This is a genomic window from bacterium 336/3 (genome assembly GCA_001281695.1).
Taxonomy (GTDB): domain Bacteria; phylum Bacteroidota; class Bacteroidia; order Cytophagales; family Thermonemataceae; genus Raineya.
Window position 1 is genome coordinate 2,862,083 of the sequence record LJIE01000001.1, and the last position, 17,991, is coordinate 2,880,073.

The 17,991-nt window shown below is 33.2% G+C and carries 14 protein-coding genes and 1 pseudogene; 6 read left to right on the plus strand and 9 right to left on the minus strand.

Annotated elements, in window-relative coordinates; genetic code table 11:
• Window positions 1-4: 4 nt before the first annotated feature.
• A complete protein-coding gene (locus AD998_13305; protein KOY86988.1) occupies window positions 5-2,647 on the plus strand; it encodes a hypothetical protein in 2,643 nt (880 codons plus the stop codon).
• A 532-nt stretch (window positions 2,648-3,179) separates the two neighbouring features.
• On the opposite strand, the pseudogene AD998_13310 reads toward AD998_13305, so the two are convergent.
• The 5 genes and pseudogenes from AD998_13310 to AD998_13330 form a co-directional block, all read right to left on the minus strand.
• Window positions 3,180-3,425 (minus strand): annotated as a pseudogene (locus tag AD998_13310) (hypothetical protein).
• A gap of 102 nt (window positions 3,426-3,527) precedes the next feature.
• Window positions 3,528-3,977, minus strand: a complete 450-nt coding sequence (locus AD998_13315) for a hypothetical protein (protein ID KOY86989.1) — start codon at window positions 3,975-3,977, stop codon at window positions 3,528-3,530.
• Between the two features lie 4 nt (window positions 3,978-3,981).
• Window positions 3,982-5,193 carry a hypothetical protein gene (locus tag AD998_13320; GenBank protein ID KOY86990.1) on the minus strand — a complete coding sequence of 404 codons (1,212 nt, stop codon included), beginning with the start codon at window positions 5,191-5,193 and terminating at the stop codon, window positions 3,982-3,984.
• A 60-nt stretch (window positions 5,194-5,253) separates the two neighbouring features.
• Entirely contained in the window at window positions 5,254-6,168 is a 915-nt protein-coding gene (locus AD998_13325) for a hypothetical protein (GenBank protein ID KOY86991.1), read from the minus strand.
• A gap of 3 nt (window positions 6,169-6,171) precedes the next feature.
• Window positions 6,172-6,975, minus strand: a complete 804-nt coding sequence (locus AD998_13330) for a hypothetical protein (GenBank protein ID KOY86992.1) — start codon at window positions 6,973-6,975, stop codon at window positions 6,172-6,174.
• On the opposite strand from AD998_13330, the gene AD998_13335 reads away from it, so the two are divergent.
• Together AD998_13335 and AD998_13340 are read left to right on the plus strand one after the other, a co-directional pair.
• Entirely contained in the window at window positions 6,958-8,121 is a 1,164-nt protein-coding gene (locus AD998_13335; protein KOY86993.1) for a hypothetical protein, read from the plus strand. The two genes, AD998_13330 and AD998_13335, sit on opposite strands and share 18 nt — an antisense overlap.
• A gap of 15 nt (window positions 8,122-8,136) precedes the next feature.
• On the plus strand, window positions 8,137-10,971 hold the full coding sequence (locus AD998_13340) for a hypothetical protein (GenBank protein ID KOY86994.1): 2,835 nt from the start codon (window positions 8,137-8,139) through the stop codon (window positions 10,969-10,971).
• A 27-nt stretch (window positions 10,972-10,998) separates the two neighbouring features.
• Here the strand turns inward: AD998_13340 and AD998_13345 are convergent, their stop codons facing one another.
• From AD998_13345 to AD998_13360, 4 genes are all read right to left on the minus strand, one after another.
• Window positions 10,999-11,508, minus strand: coding sequence for a hypothetical protein (locus tag AD998_13345; GenBank protein KOY86995.1), 510 nt, complete (start codon window positions 11,506-11,508; stop codon window positions 10,999-11,001).
• Window positions 11,509-11,618: 110 nt separating this feature from the next.
• Window positions 11,619-12,569, minus strand: coding sequence for an acetyl-CoA carboxyl transferase (locus AD998_13350; GenBank protein ID KOY86996.1), 951 nt, complete (start codon window positions 12,567-12,569; stop codon window positions 11,619-11,621).
• 60 nt (window positions 12,570-12,629) lie between these two features.
• Window positions 12,630-13,019: an HIT family hydrolase gene (locus AD998_13355; protein KOY86997.1), complete on the minus strand. Its 390-nt coding sequence runs from the start codon at window positions 13,017-13,019 to the stop codon at window positions 12,630-12,632.
• A 117-nt stretch (window positions 13,020-13,136) separates the two neighbouring features.
• Window positions 13,137-13,610 (minus strand): transcription elongation factor GreA, encoded by a 474-nt coding sequence (locus AD998_13360; GenBank protein KOY86998.1) that lies wholly within the window; start codon window positions 13,608-13,610, stop codon window positions 13,137-13,139.
• A 314-nt stretch (window positions 13,611-13,924) separates the two neighbouring features.
• Here AD998_13360 and AD998_13365 point away from each other — a divergent pair, with 314 nt between their 5' ends.
• The 3 genes from AD998_13365 to AD998_13375 all read left to right on the plus strand — a co-directional run bounded on the left by AD998_13365 (window position 13,925) and on the right by AD998_13375 (window position 17,981).
• Window positions 13,925-15,553, plus strand: a complete 1,629-nt coding sequence (locus AD998_13365; protein ID KOY88203.1) for a methylcrotonoyl-CoA carboxylase — start codon at window positions 13,925-13,927, stop codon at window positions 15,551-15,553.
• A gap of 113 nt (window positions 15,554-15,666) precedes the next feature.
• The gene (locus AD998_13370) at window positions 15,667-16,824 is read left to right on the plus strand and encodes a hypothetical protein (protein KOY86999.1); all 1,158 of its coding nucleotides are present in this window, start codon (window positions 15,667-15,669) and stop codon (window positions 16,822-16,824) included.
• Window positions 16,815-17,981 (plus strand): hypothetical protein, encoded by a 1,167-nt coding sequence (locus tag AD998_13375; GenBank protein ID KOY87000.1) that lies wholly within the window; start codon window positions 16,815-16,817, stop codon window positions 17,979-17,981. The genes AD998_13370 and AD998_13375 overlap by 10 nt, the downstream gene beginning before the upstream one ends.
• Window positions 17,982-17,991: the final 10 nt, after the last annotated feature.

Below are 17,991 nucleotides of genomic sequence, written 5' to 3' on the forward strand. Positions count from 1 at the left end.
TATAATGCGAGAACCAAATATTTGGATAGGAAGCGTAGGGCATTTATTAGTACTTATATCATTTGCAAGTGCTATTGCCTCTGGGCTAGGGTATTTTTTCAGCCAAAGAAAAGAAGAATTATCTGAAGAGGGTAAAAGTTGGCTTCGTTTTGGCAGAGTTTCGTTCTTTGTACATAGTGGAGCTGTATTTGGAGTTATTTTAGTGCTTTTTAGCATTGTGTATAATCAATTCTATGAGTACTTTTACGCCTATGACCACTCTTCCAATGATTTACAAATACAATACATGATTGCGTGTTTCTGGGAAGGGCAAGAAGGTAGTTTTTTGATTTGGATTTTCTGGAATGTACTTGCTGGAGGTATTCTTATTTGGAAATCAAAAACTTGGGAACGCTCTGTCATGAGCATTTTTGCTCTTTTGCAGGTTATTCTTACCTCTATGCTACTAGGTGTAGTATTTTTTGATAGTTTTAAGATAGGCAGTTCACCTTTTGTATTGACCCGTGAAGTTTTAGATTTACCCATTTATAATCCTGCGTTTAGAGAAACCTTTAATCCTAATTTTATCCCCAAAGATGGAAGTGGATTATCACCTCTTTTACAAAATTATTGGATGGTGATTCACCCTCCTACTATCTTTTTGGGCTTTGCATTGAGTTTTGTTCCTTTTGCTTTTGCTATGGCAGGATTGGCAACTAACAGAACAAAAGAATGGTTACGCCCTGCAATGTCATGGACGCTTGTTTCATCTGCTATTTTAGGTTTGGGCATCGTGATGGGGTCTTACTGGGCTTATGAAACTTTGAATTTTGGTGGTTATTGGAATTGGGACCCTGTTGAAAATGCTGTTTATGTACCTTGGCTTACACTTGTAGCCTCTTTACATACCATGCTGACAGCTCGTAATAGTAGTAGTTCTTTGAAGGCTTCTATTATTATGCTTTCTGTAACATTCTTTTTAGTGTTATATTCTACATTTTTGACTCGTAGTGGAGTTTTGGGAGATGCTTCTGTACATTCATTCACTGATTTAGGTTTGAGTGGACAGTTAGTGCTTTTGATGGGTGTTTTTGTGGTGGTAACTGTCTGGATTATGGCAAGATACTGGAAATACATCAAAGCTGATAACAAAGAAATCACCACCTACTCACCTGAGCTTTGGACATTTGTAAGTGCTACTATTTTGTTTTTAGCTGCATTTCAAGTAATTTTATTTACATCAAAGCCTGTGTTTGGTCAGTCTCCACCATCAAACCCAATGGAATTATATGGAACGATACAAGGTTTTTTTGCAATTTTAGTAGCAATTTTTTCAGGTATAGGTCAATTTTATTGGTGGCGAAAAATTAGTCCTCAAAAAGGGTTCTATCAATCTATTGCATTGCCTATTTTGGCATCTATGGTGCTTTCAGGAATTCTAATCTTCTTCTTGGAAAATAATGAAGATCTTCAAAAGGAATTTTTGGCAACCAAAGGACAATTTGGAAAAACAGCTCTTGCGTGGTCTAAATACTTACTTATTATCCTGATTATTGCTTCTACCATGTTTTCTCTTGTGGCAAATGGGAGTTTGATGTTTCAGGTATTGCGTAAAAATCCACGCCTTTCAGGTGGAGCAATTTCGCATATTGGTATTGCTCTCATGATTTTGGGAATTATGTATTCGGCTGGTTATTCTAAAATTATTTCTGATAACAATTCGGGTTTGGTGTATAACAAAGATGCACCTGAAGAATTCAATAAAAAGAATGTTTTGCTTTGGATGGATGAACCCAACAGAATGAAAGATTATATCATTACCTACAAAGGTATGTATGTAGAAGCGAAAGGTTACCCTGGGTACATCAATCAGAAATATGTAAGGAGCCTTGTAAATGACCCTTATAAACTGGTGGCTATCAAAGACATTCGTTATAATGAGAAAGCATATTTCAAGAAAGGTGATACACTCACTACTCGTCCAGAAAATTTATTTTACAGAGTAGAGTACAGAACAAAAAATGGTAAACTGTTCAATTTGTTCCCTCGTGTACAAATGAATGGTATTAGAAAAGGGGAAGTAGTAGCCTCTCCAGATATTCGTCAGGAATTGGGAAAAGACCTTTATACGCATGTAACAACCATTTATCCTGATCCAGAAAAAGGCAGAGAATATTCTGAGACACAAGAAATTAAGGTACACCCCAAAGATACATTTTTATTGAATGACTTTGTGGCTGTATTGGAGGAAGTAAAGCGTGTAACTGAAATTGACGCTCAAAAACTAACAGATAATGAAATTGCTGTAAAAGCTACAGTAAAAATCATTGGAAAAAATTCTCAATATACAGCAGAGCCTATTTTACTTGTCAATCAAAAAGAAAATAAAATGGCAAATATTCCTGAAATATTGCCAGAATTGGGTGTAAGGCTTACTTTCAAAAATATTGATACTGAAAAAGGTGAAATGATTTTCTCGGCAGATGTAGGTGAAAAAGATTATATCATCATGAAAGCGATGGAAAAACCACTGATAAATCTGCTTTGGATAGGTTCTATTATCATTATTATTGGTTTTATGATTGCTTTGTGGCGAAGGTTGAAAGAAAATAAATCTACAACCAAAACAGAAAATACTGTTACCAAAGAAGAATTGACAAATGTATAAACAAAAAAGAGAAGCTAAGTGCTTCTCTTTTTTATTTGTGAAGAAAATCTATTTAGCCGTTCAGTTTTGGGTTTTGTCAAGTATGTTCATAGATAAATAGAGTAGTCGATATTGTCTCTGCTAGTTCACTATCCTTATCAACAAAATGAAAAAATCCTGATTCCAGCAATTTTGAATTGTCATCAATCCACTTTATCAGTTTTTCAATAGAAACATCATCCATTTCTCTAAATTGAGTTCTCTTACCTGTTAAATCTTTGTAATACCTATACATTAAATCAACAAAATTTGCGAAGCTATTATCTTCCATGCTAATTGTCCAACGCTTAAGCAAATGTTCAATATCACCTGTTAACTGATATATCTCAGTAAAGGCTTGTATGTCAAAATAAGACTTGTTTTTTGTTGCATTAGTCCACCAAGCCCATATAAAATTAGTAATGGCTCTTTTTTCTTCTTCTGACCACTCCTGCCATTCACCATATTCAAGCTTTCTAAGTACAACAGAAATATTTATTATAACATCATTTGTAGCTAAAATTTCAAATATTCTAGGTAAATAGTGTTTAAAATCGTTTATATCGCCCCATGTTGTCATCGCTTTGAAAGCATACCTTGAAAGGTCATCCTCATCCAAGTCTCTTAATTGTTTTGAATGAATTTTCTCTTTGTCAGCATCAGAAACACAACAAGGACAACTTTCCATTATTGAATTACAAGGATATATCGAAAATGTGTTGTAAAGATTTTGAATTGCTGTTTCTAATTCCTTTGTCATTGTTTAATGTTATTTTTGCCCTTGTTGCTATGTTAAAACACTAAGGGGAGAGAATAAAGCTTCTCTTTTTTATTGATAGTTTTTATAAGAAAATGCCATTTTTTAACAAATATCTTTATTCCAATACCCTACTCCACAAAGCTGAGAAACAATGAGTTGCTTATTTTTATAAATACACAGTTTGGGTTTATTCCCCCCTTTTACATGTATAGTTTCTAATTTGATTTCTAAATTTCCAAGAGGGATCTGTTCTTTTTTAGGCATATCCTTATCATAATACTTGATATAACACATTTTTGTCTGTGTATCAATACTAATTTCTTCTAAATAAAATCGAACCCATTTGGCAAAGAAATAATAATTTACAAAAATGCCTAAACTCAAAAAGATGGCAAGAAAAGCCATATAAGGTGCGAATATAAATGCCACAACCAATAAGCCTAAAATCTGAACCCCTAAAACTATCAGTAAAAGCAATAAATTAGTATGTTTAAAGAGCCTTTTTTGAAAAGGCAAGTAAGCAACATTGCTTTTGTAATGAAATTTTTCCATATCTCTAATATTTTTTACCTACTTCAAATTTGCCTTCATCCATATTCCAATTAAGTTCGATGGTTTGGTAGCGAATTTTCTTGGTATATTTCTCAAACTCTTCTAAATCAATACCTCTATCTACGGTAGATAGTTCTCGTAAACAAGCTTTTACGGTCGTACCTTGTTGGGGCAATTCATAGCTAATGGCAAAAAACTGCTGATATTTGCGAGGAGGTACACTTTTTTCCCCATCCCAAAAGTCTTTGAGTGTAATAGAGGGGCAGATATCTTCAGTTACATCTGTCCAAGTAGAGTTTCCATAAACGAAAAAATAAGTTTCATAAATACTTCCTCCATCACCCTCTGCTATAAGATATTGTTGGGCAAAAGTCTTACCGCTTGCATGATCTATGAAATAGGTAAAAACAACTTTTTCTGCTGTTTTTGTATTTTCCAAACTCATAAAACCATTTTCCTTATCTATTTTTTCCTTAATATCAGGACTGGATTCATTAAACCCCTCCACTTTGAATGGAAACATTGCATACAACCCATCTATGGAGTTGTCATCCATATCCAAATTGTTTTGGTCAGAGTAATTACGTTTGAGTTTTTTAGAAATAATATTGAATAGCCCTCTGGGGCTTATTTCATAATCTATGGTTTCTTGTGTGAATCTTTTCGTTTTTTCGGTGTGGTCGTAGAAAGTTTTCTCTATTTGTGATTTTACTTGATATTTGTTCCAAAAAGATTGGCTTTTGGTATCAGTAGAAGGGCTAATTTCCTGAAAAGAGGCGAAAGGTATGTGAGCTATATATTTGCCTGCAAGCGAGAAAGAAACAAGATAATAACTAAAATCGTCTTGCAGAAAATCTTTGGGTGAAGCCCCAACAAGTAGAACGATATAGTTTTCATCTACCATTTTACTTCTAATCCAAACTACATTTTTTTCGCCAAAATTACTATCAGGTAATTCCAAAGCCTCTACTTGTTCTGAGGAAATCAGTCCTGCTGTCATTTTACCATTTTCGATAGCAGGAATTATTTTTGTTGTAAAATAAGTTTGTAAATCGCTGGCATACACATAAAAACGAGCCTCTGGAATATCTTTTAAAAGATTTAAGAATCGTTCATCTTTTTGGGCTTCTGGTAATTTTTCGGGTACGCCTGTAGCTGAGTCTTTTCTTACTTGTTTGGTTTCTTTCTCTTTCGAGGAACAAGCAAACAAGCTCATACATAGCAAAGTAATACAACAATATTTAATCATAAAATTATGGTATTGAATATTTTATATTTATTTCATAGTTTTTGAAATAGCAAACCAACCCATTTGTTCAATAGGAAATTCATTAAAAATGGGGTTTGTACTTACTCTGTTTTGAGGGTAATTTTTCCAAGCTTGTTCTATTTTCTCGTTTTTTAGTTTATTGAAAATAGTCTGTTCTTTCAAGTATTTTTGAGAAGTTTCAATAGCTTTTAGTTTTTGGCGAATTTTATTGATAAAAGAAACATCCCATGCCTCCTCATAAGCTTCTTTGGCAGAAGGTTTATAGACATATTTGTTGCCTTTCAAAACGAATTTTTCATCTACTTGCTTTAAGAAATGAGATGTTTCTTGATGGCTTTTTTGTAAACTTGCCTCATTGATAGCAATACCGTACTCCAAAAGCACTTTCTCTGAAGGATTGGGCATTTTGATTGGCTTTATTTGATAACTGGCTTCGTTTTTCCATACTATTGTATTTTTAATCATAGAGCCTTTCCAAAAATCAATGTTTTTTAGTTTTTCTGTGTAAGGCACACCTATCCAAATACTTTCTTGATCCTTGATTTTTAGTTTTTTATTATCCTGAAAAGCCTCTAAATAAAAAACACCCAAAGTCTGTACATCTGTTTGAATGTTTGTTTGAAGAGAATCTAACACTTTTTGAGCTTCTTTCACCTGAATTTGTACTTTACCTTGTACTATTTTTTCTGTGCTATCTGTAAAACATTGAGGTAAAAACACAAAAAACACCCCATTTTCCCCCACAATAATGTTTGTAGAATCTGCATTGATGACAAATTCTTGGCTGGCTACATCATGCCAAAATGGTTTAGTATTCACTTTTGTAGAGTCTTTTTGAGGTTTATGCGTGTTTTCCTGATGCTTTTCTTTCTTTTCACAAGCAAATAATCCGATAACCAAGATAAAGAACAGATATTTCATGGTTTAATTCTTAGAAAGTGGTTTATAAACATACAATTTTCTTTCTAACCAATAAGTGATATTATCTTTTTCAACTTTTCCATACATTTCATCAGCTATCATTTTTATTTGGTTACAAAATACTGTATATGAAATCTTATCTAATTTACCTTTATCAATCATATCAACAAGAGGTTTTACTTTCTCCAAGAGTTTACCATCATCTACAAAAAATATTTGAAAATCAGCTAATTGGGTGTATGTATTTTTATCTTTTTGGAAGAAAAACAAACCTAAAAATTGTGCATTTTGTGGTTGGAGCGTTTTATTTTCACGTTGGAAAATATCTTTTTTCCTGAAGTATAAGTAATTTTTTATCCCTTGTAGATGTTGATAAAATTCTTTGTTTTCGTATTTCATTTTAAATAAAAAACACCTGTCAGATTGTTCGTTGGTATACATTACATGATAAGACGGAGCAACTCTCACAGAATAGTTATCTCCATATACTCTGAAAGTTTTATTTCCAAAATGATTTTGAAAACTTAAGCTATCTTCAAGAGGCAGAAATAATGTTGATTCTGAAATTGTAGGAAGTAAATCTTTTAAAACATACGTTTTATTGACCTGAATATTAGGCATATCAGAGGACAGCATCCACTGCTTAATATTTGTACTCGAAAGACACATCAAAGCTTCTTTATCAAATGTAAGAATAGAAGATTCATTGATGCTATCTCCTATTTTTAATCCTTTTTCTCCATTTTTAATGATGCCTTTTATATTCTTAACAACATAAATATTTTGAGCTTGTGTAGCAACAGACATCATAAACATTATCCAGAATATTATTTTTTTCATATTTTCATTTTTTTCCAAAGTTCTACCAATATAATCGAAATTTATATCTTACAAAAATCATACATTGATATATCTTTTATAGATTTACAAAAAACTTTTTTTGATACTATGATTGTACAAAAAATACATATTCAAACTTATAGAATTGTTGCTCTTTGGGCTTTTATAGAATGTTCGTTAGGTGGACTTGCTCATGCTTTCAAACTACCTTTTACAGGAATTTATGTGGGTGGTGGGTCTATTTTTTGCATTGTATTGCTTGCTCGTTTTGGGGGTGTACAACATATTTTGCCTGCATTGGCAACTGTATTAAGCCTAAAATTTGCCTTAAATCCTCATTCGCCTATTGGAGCTTATTTGGCTGTGGCTTTTCAAGGTGTGATAGGTTATTTGTTATTTAGGTTTTCAAGTTTTTTTCAGTTCAATACCATTATTTTAGGTTTTTTAGGACTTTTAGAGTCTGCTCTCCAAAAGATTTTGGTGCTTACATTGTTGTATGGAAAAGGGTTTTATCAAGTTTTAGATAAAATCATTGCAGAAACTGCCAAAATATTTGGTTTTTTGCACTACCCCAACAGCACTCATTTATTTGGGTTTTATGTAATGTTATATGCATGTACGGGTATTTTGATAGGTTTACTTATTAATCGTTATATTAAATATATAGAAAATCATCCATCATTTGAACTGTTATCTCAGAACATAGAATTGGAAAATATTGAAGAAGTCAAGAATTCTCAAAATAGTTATAAAATATGGAAAGCAATGGCTACACTTGTTTTCTTGTCAGTTTTTCTATACATTTGGGGAGATGGTAATATTTGGACAAGCCTGATTTTATCTATTCTGATGATAATTTTATGGTATTGGGGACTGATGAAGGTAGTAGTCTGGATTGCTAAAAAATGGCATTGGAATAAATGGATTGATTTAAAAGCTCAACAAGATATCATACAACTGATTCCAAAAATAAAATCTTACTGGATTTTGAGTTATCATGTAAGTAAAACAAAACCATTAAAAGAACGTTTTTTTAGTTTTATACATTTGTTTGTTGGGCAAGTTTTATTTCGTTTAGAGAGCTTACCTAAAGGCTCTAAACAGGATGTATGACAAAAGGCTATGAATATGCGAATTTCTATCTTATTTAGTTTTTATTTTCTAATTCTTTCATGGGGGGAACTATTTGCCCAATGTGTTCCGAGTAATACAGCCAACTTTGGAATACCTACAATAGTATGCCCTGACCAAACATTTAATCTTACCAATCCTGATAATACAAGCAACGTTACCTACAACTGGAATTTGTGTGGAGAAGACATGAAAACCATTCCCACTACTGAAAAACTCCTCAATATGTTTGGAGCAGATGGTTTACTGAAGCCACAGTTGATTTTTGATAGTGGTGAATATTTCTTGTTTATATCTTCTTTTTATAATGGAAAACTTTTTAGGGTAGATTTTGGCAATAGCCCCAACAATGCTCCTCAACAAATTGTAGATTTAGGTAGTTTCGGAGGTACGCTCCGAAATCCTTATGATCTAGTCATTCAAAAAGATTATACAACCAATACTTGGATAGGTTTGATGAATCTAAGATTCAATACTAACGCCACTTTTATTCGGTTTAATTTCGGCAACTCTTTAAAGAACATACCTGTTGCAACCAATGCAGGCAATTTAGGTACTTATAATTTGTATGGCTTTAGAGTTTTAAAAGAAGGAAATAATTATTATTTGATTACATCTGACAGAGATACCAAAAATTTTTATGTTGTAAATTTAGGAACAAGTCTCAATACTCCTATCAGTACATCTAATATTGTCAATACATTCAATATTCCTGATTTAGATGGAAGTGGAGGTCAAGATTTTGATTTTATAGAAAGTTGTGGTGTTTGGAATGTTTTGATGGTTGGAGCTCTGCATATTTTTCATTTGAAGTTCACTGGAAGTATTACTTCTACACCCACTTACACAAAAATCGTCCCTCCTGTAGATTTGGGCTTCGGAATTGGTATCAAGGCTATTCATGAAGATGGCAAGTTTTATGCATTGGTTTTAGGCTATGACCCTGGAAAGTTATTTGTAATGGATTATGGTAGCAGTATCAATAACAATACACCTACCATTACTCAAGTAGCTACTATGACAGATACTCCTAATAATTTTTATGGTTTGGCTTGGGCTTATCATCAAGATGCTTTTTATGTGTTTAGCGTAACTCTATTTGCTGATAATATATTTAAAATCAAATTTAAACGAGATTGTGGTGTAAATATTCCATCTGAAAGTACTACAACTACAAATCCAACCAATGTGAGTTATCGAAATGTTGGTACGCATCCTATTACATTAAGGGTTTATGATGGCAATAATACACTTATTCAATTACACAACAATACTGTTACAGTAAACCCAACCTCTACAGTAGGTAATTTTACAGCTAATCCGGTTTGTGTAGGTAATTTGATGAGTTTTAACAACATTTCTGTGGGTTCTGATGCTCAAGTGAGTTCTTGGGTTTGGGACTTTGGTGATGGCAATAACTCCAATGCTAAAAATCCGACACATCTGTATACTTCATCGGGTACTTACAATGTAACACTTACAGTCAATAATGTCAATGGATGTAGCAATACTATTAGCAAACAAGTAATCGTTTCTAATGGCGTAAATGCTGATTTTCAAGAAATTACAACAGCTTGTTTAGGACAACCAATAGTCTTTAATAATCTTTCTACTTTTACAAATTTACCTTTTGATGAAGTTTCAGGCTTTTACTGGAATTTTGGTGATGGTACATACTCTCCTTTTCAAAACCCTACAAAAACTTATACAACTACTGGAAATTATACCATTAGCTTGACTGTAAGAGATAAAGCAGGCTGTACAGATGTCATTACAAAAAATATTAATGTATTAGATAATCCTTTGGCTTCATTTAATTTTCCAACTAAAATATGTGTGGGTGTCCCTGTCTCTTTTGCAAGTACAACAGTCAATGCTTCTGAATATTTGTGGTTATTTGAAGCTCATGGTACAAGCCAGAGTGCCAATCCGACTGTAACATTTACAAAATCAGGATTTTACGACATAACACTCCAAGTAAAAAATAGTAATAATTGTACTTCTTCTTTTACTGTCGAAAATATTGAGGTATTGGATGCTCCTAATATTATTTTCAATGCTCAGAAAACCAGTAATAATCTTTTAGAAATTAATTTTACAAATTTTTCGAGTGGAGCTACTGCTTATGAGTGGATTTTTGGAGATGGAACAACATCTCAAGAAACAAATCCCAAACATACTTATCAGCAAGCAGGCGAGTATGTGGTTTCTTTAAAAGCAAAAACAAATAACGATTGCGAAAGCTCTGTTAGTCAAGTAATTGGTGTGGGTGCACTCCAAACTGATTTGGCTATCAATCAGGCTCTTTTGATAGGTGAAAAGCTTAACATTGAACTGGAAAACAAAGGAAATACACTACTCAATCAGATTACAATTGAAGTACAGATTGGTGATACTACTTTCAGGGAAATTTATCCTAATACCATTGCCATTGGTGAAAAAATAAACCTTGACTTACAAACAATCTTGTCATCAGAACTTACATCAAAAAACCGTTATTTGTGTATCAATGTGTTACCGAAGCCGTCATTGCAAGACAAAAATAATCAGAACAATCAAGCTTGTATCAATTTAAGTAATCGTTTTATGGTTTTTGAGCCTTACCCCAACCCTACTACTGACGATTTAACTATTTCATTTACAGCACCTAACACAGGTTCTGTAAAAATAATATTTACAGATGTGGTTGGAAGAACGATTAATTATCAAACCGTTGCTAATGTTGGTTATAACAAACAAAGCCTTTCGCTAAAAAGCTTTGCAAAAGGCTTGTATATAGTTTCTTTCGAATATGAAAATAAGGTCTTATATAAGAAAGTGGTTGTACAGTAAAAGTAGATTGGAAAACGTTGCTTATTTCTAAAAATTCTTTGCAATATATTTATCCAATTTTGCATCATCCATCTTAGCCAGTTTATTGAGTTCTGAGTTTTTCTTCACAGCAATTCCTTTTTTATAAACTTTAAGAATAGAGTTAATTCCAGCCTTCACAAATGTGTATTTCTTGGATTTGTCTTTATTATTTTCAATGGCACTTTTTCCAAAACCAGCCATATAAATTAGTAGAAATTGTTCATTTCCTTCACTGAGTTTCATGTGATTTGTGCTAATTTCTATAGAAATAGAAGGGCTACCTGTTAAATATTGTATGATAAACGCATTGATTTTCTTCCTTTTATCTTGCTCCTTATCCAAATCAGTGTCTTCAAGCCATTTTGCAGCCTCAACAAATGTAGATTCGTATTTAGTGTAGTCTTCAGGTGTTTTAAATTCAATATTTTCTGGCAATTGAAAAGTAGATTGTGCCCATACACCATTTAGTGTAAAACAAAGTATCAGAATAGAGAATAAAAATGCTTTTAATTTCATAAAATTTAATCGTTTTTAAAGTGATATATATACCAAAAAAAATCAGACTAAATATAATTATATTCAGTCTGATAATAATATGAAAAACACATAAAATAGTCAATAAAAACTTATTCTTTTACTACTCCCATCTTAGAAAACTTCTCAATACGCTGTTCTATTCGTTTATCTGTATCTAATTTGTCTAGTTTTTTAATATTTTCTAAAATTATTTTTTTGACTGTAGCATATATTTTTTGAGGATTGGTATGTGCCCCACCCAAAGGTTCTTCTACAATTCCATCTATGAGTTTGTTTTTAAGCATATCTGTTGCCGTTAAGCTCAAAGCCTCAGCAGCTTGTTCTTTATAATCCCAGCTACGCCACAAAATAGAGCTACAACTTTCAGGAGAAATCACTGAATACCAAGTGTTTTCAAGCATCAAGACTTTATCTCCAATAGCAATTCCCAAAGCACCACCAGAGGCTCCTTCGCCAATAATGATACAAATAATGGGCACTTTGAGCATAAACATCTCTCTCAGGTTTTTTGCGATTGCCTCACCTTGTCCACGTTCTTCAGCTTCGATACCAGGAAAAGCACCAGGCGTATCAATCAACGTTACAATAGGTTTGTTAAATTTTTCAGCAAGTTTCATCAAACGTAAAGCCTTTCTATAACCTTCGGGGTTTGGCATTCCAAAATTTCTGTACTGACGTTGTTTTGTATTTCTTCCTTTTTGTTGTCCAATAAACATAACTGTTTGTTCGCCCATCCTACCAAAACCACCAATCATGGCTTTGTCGTCAGCAACTGTACGGTCTCCATGCAATTCAATGAACTCTTCGCACATATTTTCGATATAATCTAAAGCATAAGGACGTTCAGGATGACGGGAAAGTTGTACTCTTTGCCAACGAGTAAGATTCTGATAAGTTTCTTTTTTTAATTCTAAAAGCTGATTTTCAACACTTTCAATAGCAACACTCAAATCTACTTTATTATTTTCAGCAAGCGTTTTCATCTCACTGATTTTTGCCTCCAGTTCGGCGATAGGTTGTTCAAAATCTAAAAATACCATAACTTGTTTGCTGTTTTAAATACCAAGTGGCATAACTTTGAAGTTATGCCACCAATCGTTTTATAATTGCTGTCTAATTTGTTCTGCGACTTGAGCAAGTTCTTCTTGACTCATATTTTTTTTATTGGCAAAGTTCATATCAGCCATCGAATTAATAGGAATCAGATGTATATGTGCATGAGGCACTTCCAAACCAACTACGGCTGTGGCAATTCGTTCACAAGAAACAACTTTTTCGATTGCTTTGGCTACTTTTTTAGAAAAAATATGTAACCCAGCAAGCAATTCATCATCCAAATCAAAAATATAATCTATTTCTTTTTTAGGAATAACCAGAGTATGCCCTTTTGCAACTGGAGAAATATCAAGAAATGCTAAAAATTGTTCTGTTTCAGCAATTTTATGACAAGGGATTTCACCTGCTGCAATTCTACTAAAGATGGAAGCCATAAGCAGTATCTATTTGGGGTATGAAATATGGAGTATAAGAGCCATGAATATTTTTTATGTTTAGATCCTTATATTTTAAAAATTTAAGTACCAGTTACTCATCTCCGTATTATTTAGTTATCTACTAATTTCCAATATTTCCATTTCTATTTCGCCAGCAGGAACTTGTATTTTGGCAGTATCACCTACTACTTTTCCTAGAAGACCTTTACCGATGGGTGAATCTACAGATATTTTACCAGCTTTCAAATCTGCTTCTTCTTGAGCAACAAGCAGATAAGTCATTTCAGCTTTTGTTTTTTTATTTTTGATACGAACTTTAGAAAGAACAGATACTTTGGAAATATCAATATTCGACTCATCGAGCAGACGAGCATTGCCCAAAAGTTCTTCTAATTTAGATATTTTTAATTCCAAAAGACCTTGAGCTTCTTTGGCTGCGTCATATTCGGCATTTTCAGAAAGGTCTCCTTTATCACGTGCTTCAGCTATTTGGCGAGCAATTTCTGCTCTCCCTTTGGTACGCAATTCTTGTACTTCAGCCTTCAGTTTATCTAAACCCTCTTGAGTATAATACGAAATCTTTGACATAATCTTTTCGTGTATTTGATAACAACTTGTATTAAAGAATAAAAAAGAACGGTCTTTGGACGACCGTTCCTTTCTATAACAATACAAATATAGAATAAATATCTTAAAAAAACAAATAAAATCTACGTTCATCCATAGTATTGGATATTTATAGTCTGTTTTTCAATATTTTATAAAATATATGATTCTTTATGTTTTTAAATTTATTGAGTAATAGGCTTTATCATTGAAAAAATTGTAAAAAACTTAGAAATCCTTGAAATTTTATGTAGTATTGTGTGCTCAGAAATCCATTCATCTCAAATACAATGAAAATAGATATTGAATACAACAAGAACGAGGACATCATGAAGCAACTCGTAACGCAACTCAACGCAAAACTCAAAAAAGTACATCTAGGAGGCGGAGAGAAACGTATTGCTACTCACAAAGCCAAAGGCAAACTCACAGCCAGAGAGCGTATTGAGTATTTGTTGGATAAAGATAAGCCCCAACTCGAAATGGGTGCATTTGTAGCAGAAGGCATGTACGAAGAAGAAGGTGGCTGTCCATCGGCAGGTGTAGCCATCGTGATTGGTTATATTACTGGCAGACAGTGTATTGTAGTAGCCAACGATGCAACCGTAAAAGCTGGAGCATGGTTTCCTATTACAGCCAAAAAGAATTTGAGAGCTCAAGAAATCGCCATTGAAAATCGTTTGCCCATTGTATATTTGGTGGATAGTGCAGGTGTGTATCTGCCTATGCAAGCAGAAGTATTTCCAGATAAAGAGCATTTTGGTAGAATTTTCAGAAATAATGCCGTCATGAGTTCTGAAGGTATTATTCAGGTGGCTGCTATTATGGGTAGCTGTGTGGCAGGTGGAGCATATTTGCCTATTATGAGTGATGAAGCCCTGATTGTAGAAGGTACTGGTTCAGTGTTTTTGGCAGGTTCGTATCTTGTAAAATCGGCTATCGGAGAAGACGTTGATAATGAAACCCTTGGTGGAGCAAGCACTCATTCCGAAATTTCAGGAGTAACTGATAACAAGTACCCAAACGATGAAGCTTGTTTGGATGCAATTCGTGGCATATTTGAAAAATTAGGCGATTTTGATAAAGCTGGATTTAACAGAGCTGAATCTGCCTTACCTAAAAAAGAGCAAAAGGAAATTTATGGTATTCTACCTTCTGATAGAACCAAGCCCTACGATATGCGTGATATTATCGAACGCCTTGTTGATAATTCGGAGTTCGAGGAATATAAAGAGTTGTATGGTAAAACCATTATTTGTGGAACAGCTCGTATTGATGGTTGGGCTGTCGGAATTGTTGCCAATCAACGAAAAATCATAAAAACTAAAAAAGGTGAAATGCAAATGGGTGGGGTAATCTACTCAGATTCAGCAGATAAAGCAGCTCGTTTCATTATGAATTGTAATCAACGCAAGATACCTTTGGTATTCTTGCAAGATGTAACTGGTTTTATGGTAGGTAGTAAATCTGAACACAACGGAATCATCAAAGATGGGGCAAAAATGGTAAATGCAATGGCAAATTGTGTAGTGCCTAAGTTTACATTTATTATTGGAAACTCTTATGGTGCAGGCAATTATGCGATGTGTGGCAAAGCTTACGACCCTCGCCTGATTTATGCTTGGCCTTCGGCTCAGTTGGCTGTAATGAGTGGAGCTTCAGCAGCCAAGACACTTTTGCAAATCAGGGTGGCAGCATTGGAATCTAAAGGACAAAAAATCACTCCTGAAGAGCAAGAACAATTACTTGCAGAAATCAAAGAAATTTATGCCAATCAGCTTTCACCTTATTATGCAGCATCTCATTTGTGGGTAGATGGCGTAATAGACCCCTTAGACACTCGTAAGGTTATTTCAATGGGGATAGAGGCAGCAAACCACGCTCCTATCACCAAACGTTATAATGTAGGGGTGATACAGGTGTAAAAGAGTTATAAATTATAAGTGATATTTTTGATAAAAAAGGAAAAAAGATGAAAGACAAAAGACTTTTATATTCTTTTTTCCTTTTTCTTTTCTCCTAATAGTTCAATTTTTCTATGAAAATCCTTCTTGTTCATAATCGTTATTTGCAGTATGGTGGTGAAGATGCTGTCTTTGAGGCAGAAACAAATCTGTTACGCCAAAAAGGGCATACTGTTGAACAACTCATCTTTCAAAATGTAGCTCTTGAGGGTACTTGGGATAAAATAAAAACCAGTTTTACAAGTATTTACAATTTTGTATCTGCCAAGAAAATAAAACAGATTATTGCCTCTTTTAAACCAGATTTAATTCACGTTCATAACTTTTGGAAAGAAGCCTCCCCGTCTATCTTTTTTGAAACTCAAAGACATCATATTCCAGTAGTGATGACGCTCCACAATTACCGTCTGATATGCTCCAATGCCCTGCTGATGCGAGAAAACAAGCCTTGTGAACTATGTATCCATCAACGCTTTCCGTTTTCAGGCATCAAATATGGTTGTTTTGGTAATAAGCTCATTACAGCACAAACTACTGCTATTACGGGTATTCATAAAATGCTGGGTACTTGGAAAAATAAAATTACCCATTATATCTGCCTTACAGAATTTGCAAAACAAAAGTTTACTCATTCTTCTTTACAACTCAAAGACTCTCAGATTTCTGTAAAACCTAATTTTGTGAAAGATTTTGGTTATAATAATGCTGATTCAAGAGAGAATTTCTTTCTGTTTGTAGGCAGACTTTCTGAAGAAAAAGGCATTAAAACCCTCATAGAAGTGTGTAAAAACACATCTCAAAATGTAGAAATTATTGGTTCTGGCGATTTTGAAAAAGAAATTCAAACGCTTTGCCAAACGTACCCAAATATCAAATTTTGGGGTTTTAAGGATAAAACGTTCATTATGGAACGCCTCAAACACTCTCAGGCTCTCCTAATGCCCTCTGTATGGTATGAAGGCTTGCCTACTACGATTTTAGAAGCTTTTAGTACAGGTACTCCTGTCATTGTTTCCGACATTGAAAACCTCAATACGATTGTAACTGATGGCTATAATGGTATTCATTTTAAAACTGCCAATCCTAAGAGTTTACAAGAAAAAATAGATAATTTTTCTAGTTCGCCTCAAAGAGAAGTTTTATACCAAAATGCTCGAAAAACATTTGAAGAGAATTATACAGAAGAAGTTGTTTATGAAAAACTCATGAAAATTTATCATCTTTGTCTATAATTTTAAAATTACAGTATTTATTCATACTTCTTGAAAAAATAAAAAACAGGATTCGTACTTATCAGGCTTATTTTCGGTTAAAAAAAGATATTAGAAAAAAAGAGTTTCACAATACTCCAAAAACAAAAATTGTTCTTTTTAATTTTCAGTCCATTGGGGCTACTCCTTATCAGTATGCTTTGGCAAGTTTTTTTGCAGATGCTGGATACACGATACTTCTTCAAAACAATGTCATTTGGCTGGGTAATTTAGGCTATATAGCCAAATTGTTTTTAAAATTTCCCCAAATAAACATCGTAAACTCTATCAAAGACACACAGAATGTTATTTATATCTCAGACCATTCATCTGATTTAGATTTGAACACATGGAAAAAATCATTTATTTTCAATTATAATTCTTTCAGAAGCAACCCTGATAATTATCAAAAAATGCTTTTGATGCCTTATCCTATGCATCCTCGCAATTGTGGGCAAGAAAAACATCAGGAAATCTTGGATTATAGAAAAAACCAAACCAAGATGCGAATATTTTTTTCAGGTAATCAAAATCCAGCCATTTATGATAACCCCATACTTTCAAGTCTTTTCCATCAATTAAGTAGGATTAAAATATTAAATATTCTTCGTGAAAACTTATCAAATCAAGAAATATTTGTAATTCTACACCCTGAAGATAAATTAGTTTTAGAAAAAAACTATCAGAATAAACTCGTTCTAAATGAATGGATAAGCAGTGAACAACATAGTAATAATTTAGAAAGTCGTATCAAAAATGATGATTGGTTAAAACAGTTATCTTTTTCTGATTTCTTTTTAGCTTGCCCAGGTATGAATCAGCCTTGGTGTCATAACATTATTGAAGCCATGAGTGTAGGATGTATTCCTATCTTAGAATATGGACATCTATTTTCACCTGTTTTAGAGCATCAAAAAAATGCTATTATTTTTGAAGGAGAAACAGATTTATTAGAAAAAATAAAATATGTGCTTTCTTTATCTCCAGATCAAATTCACGCCATGAAAAATAAAGTCATTGAATACTATGAACAGTTTTTAGCTCCTTTACCATTTATCGAAAAATTAGAGAAAATATCTCCTAGTAGAAATGATTTGTATATTTTTGCAGAAACAGTAAGTCATCAATCTATGAAATAACTCATGATGA

Excerpts from the sequence above, each read along its gene's own strand:
- AD998_13315 (KOY86989.1), bottom strand. The coding sequence starts at position 3,977 with ATGGAAAAATTTCATTACAAAAGCAATGTTGCTTACTTGCCTTTTCAA.
- AD998_13320 (KOY86990.1), bottom strand. The coding sequence starts at position 5,193 with ATGAGCTTGTTTGCTTGTTCCTCGAAAGAGAAAGAAACCAAACAAGTA.
- AD998_13340 (KOY86994.1), top strand. The coding sequence starts at position 8,137 with ATGCGAATTTCTATCTTATTTAGTTTTTATTTTCTAATTCTTTCATGG.
- AD998_13360 (KOY86998.1), bottom strand. The coding sequence starts at position 13,610 with ATGTCAAAGATTTCGTATTATACTCAAGAGGGTTTAGATAAACTGAAG.
- AD998_13370 (KOY86999.1), top strand. The coding sequence starts at position 15,667 with ATGAAAATCCTTCTTGTTCATAATCGTTATTTGCAGTATGGTGGTGAA.
- AD998_13350 (KOY86996.1), bottom strand. The coding sequence starts at position 12,569 with ATGGTATTTTTAGATTTTGAACAACCTATCGCCGAACTGGAGGCAAAA.
- AD998_13325 (KOY86991.1), bottom strand. The coding sequence starts at position 6,168 with ATGAAATATCTGTTCTTTATCTTGGTTATCGGATTATTTGCTTGTGAA.
- AD998_13330 (KOY86992.1), bottom strand. The coding sequence starts at position 6,975 with ATGTCTGTTGCTACACAAGCTCAAAATATTTATGTTGTTAAGAATATA.
- AD998_13305 (KOY86988.1), top strand. The coding sequence starts at position 5 with ATGCGAGAACCAAATATTTGGATAGGAAGCGTAGGGCATTTATTAGTA.
- AD998_13355 (KOY86997.1), bottom strand. The coding sequence starts at position 13,019 with ATGGCTTCCATCTTTAGTAGAATTGCAGCAGGTGAAATCCCTTGTCAT.
- AD998_13345 (KOY86995.1), bottom strand. The coding sequence starts at position 11,508 with ATGAAATTAAAAGCATTTTTATTCTCTATTCTGATACTTTGTTTTACA.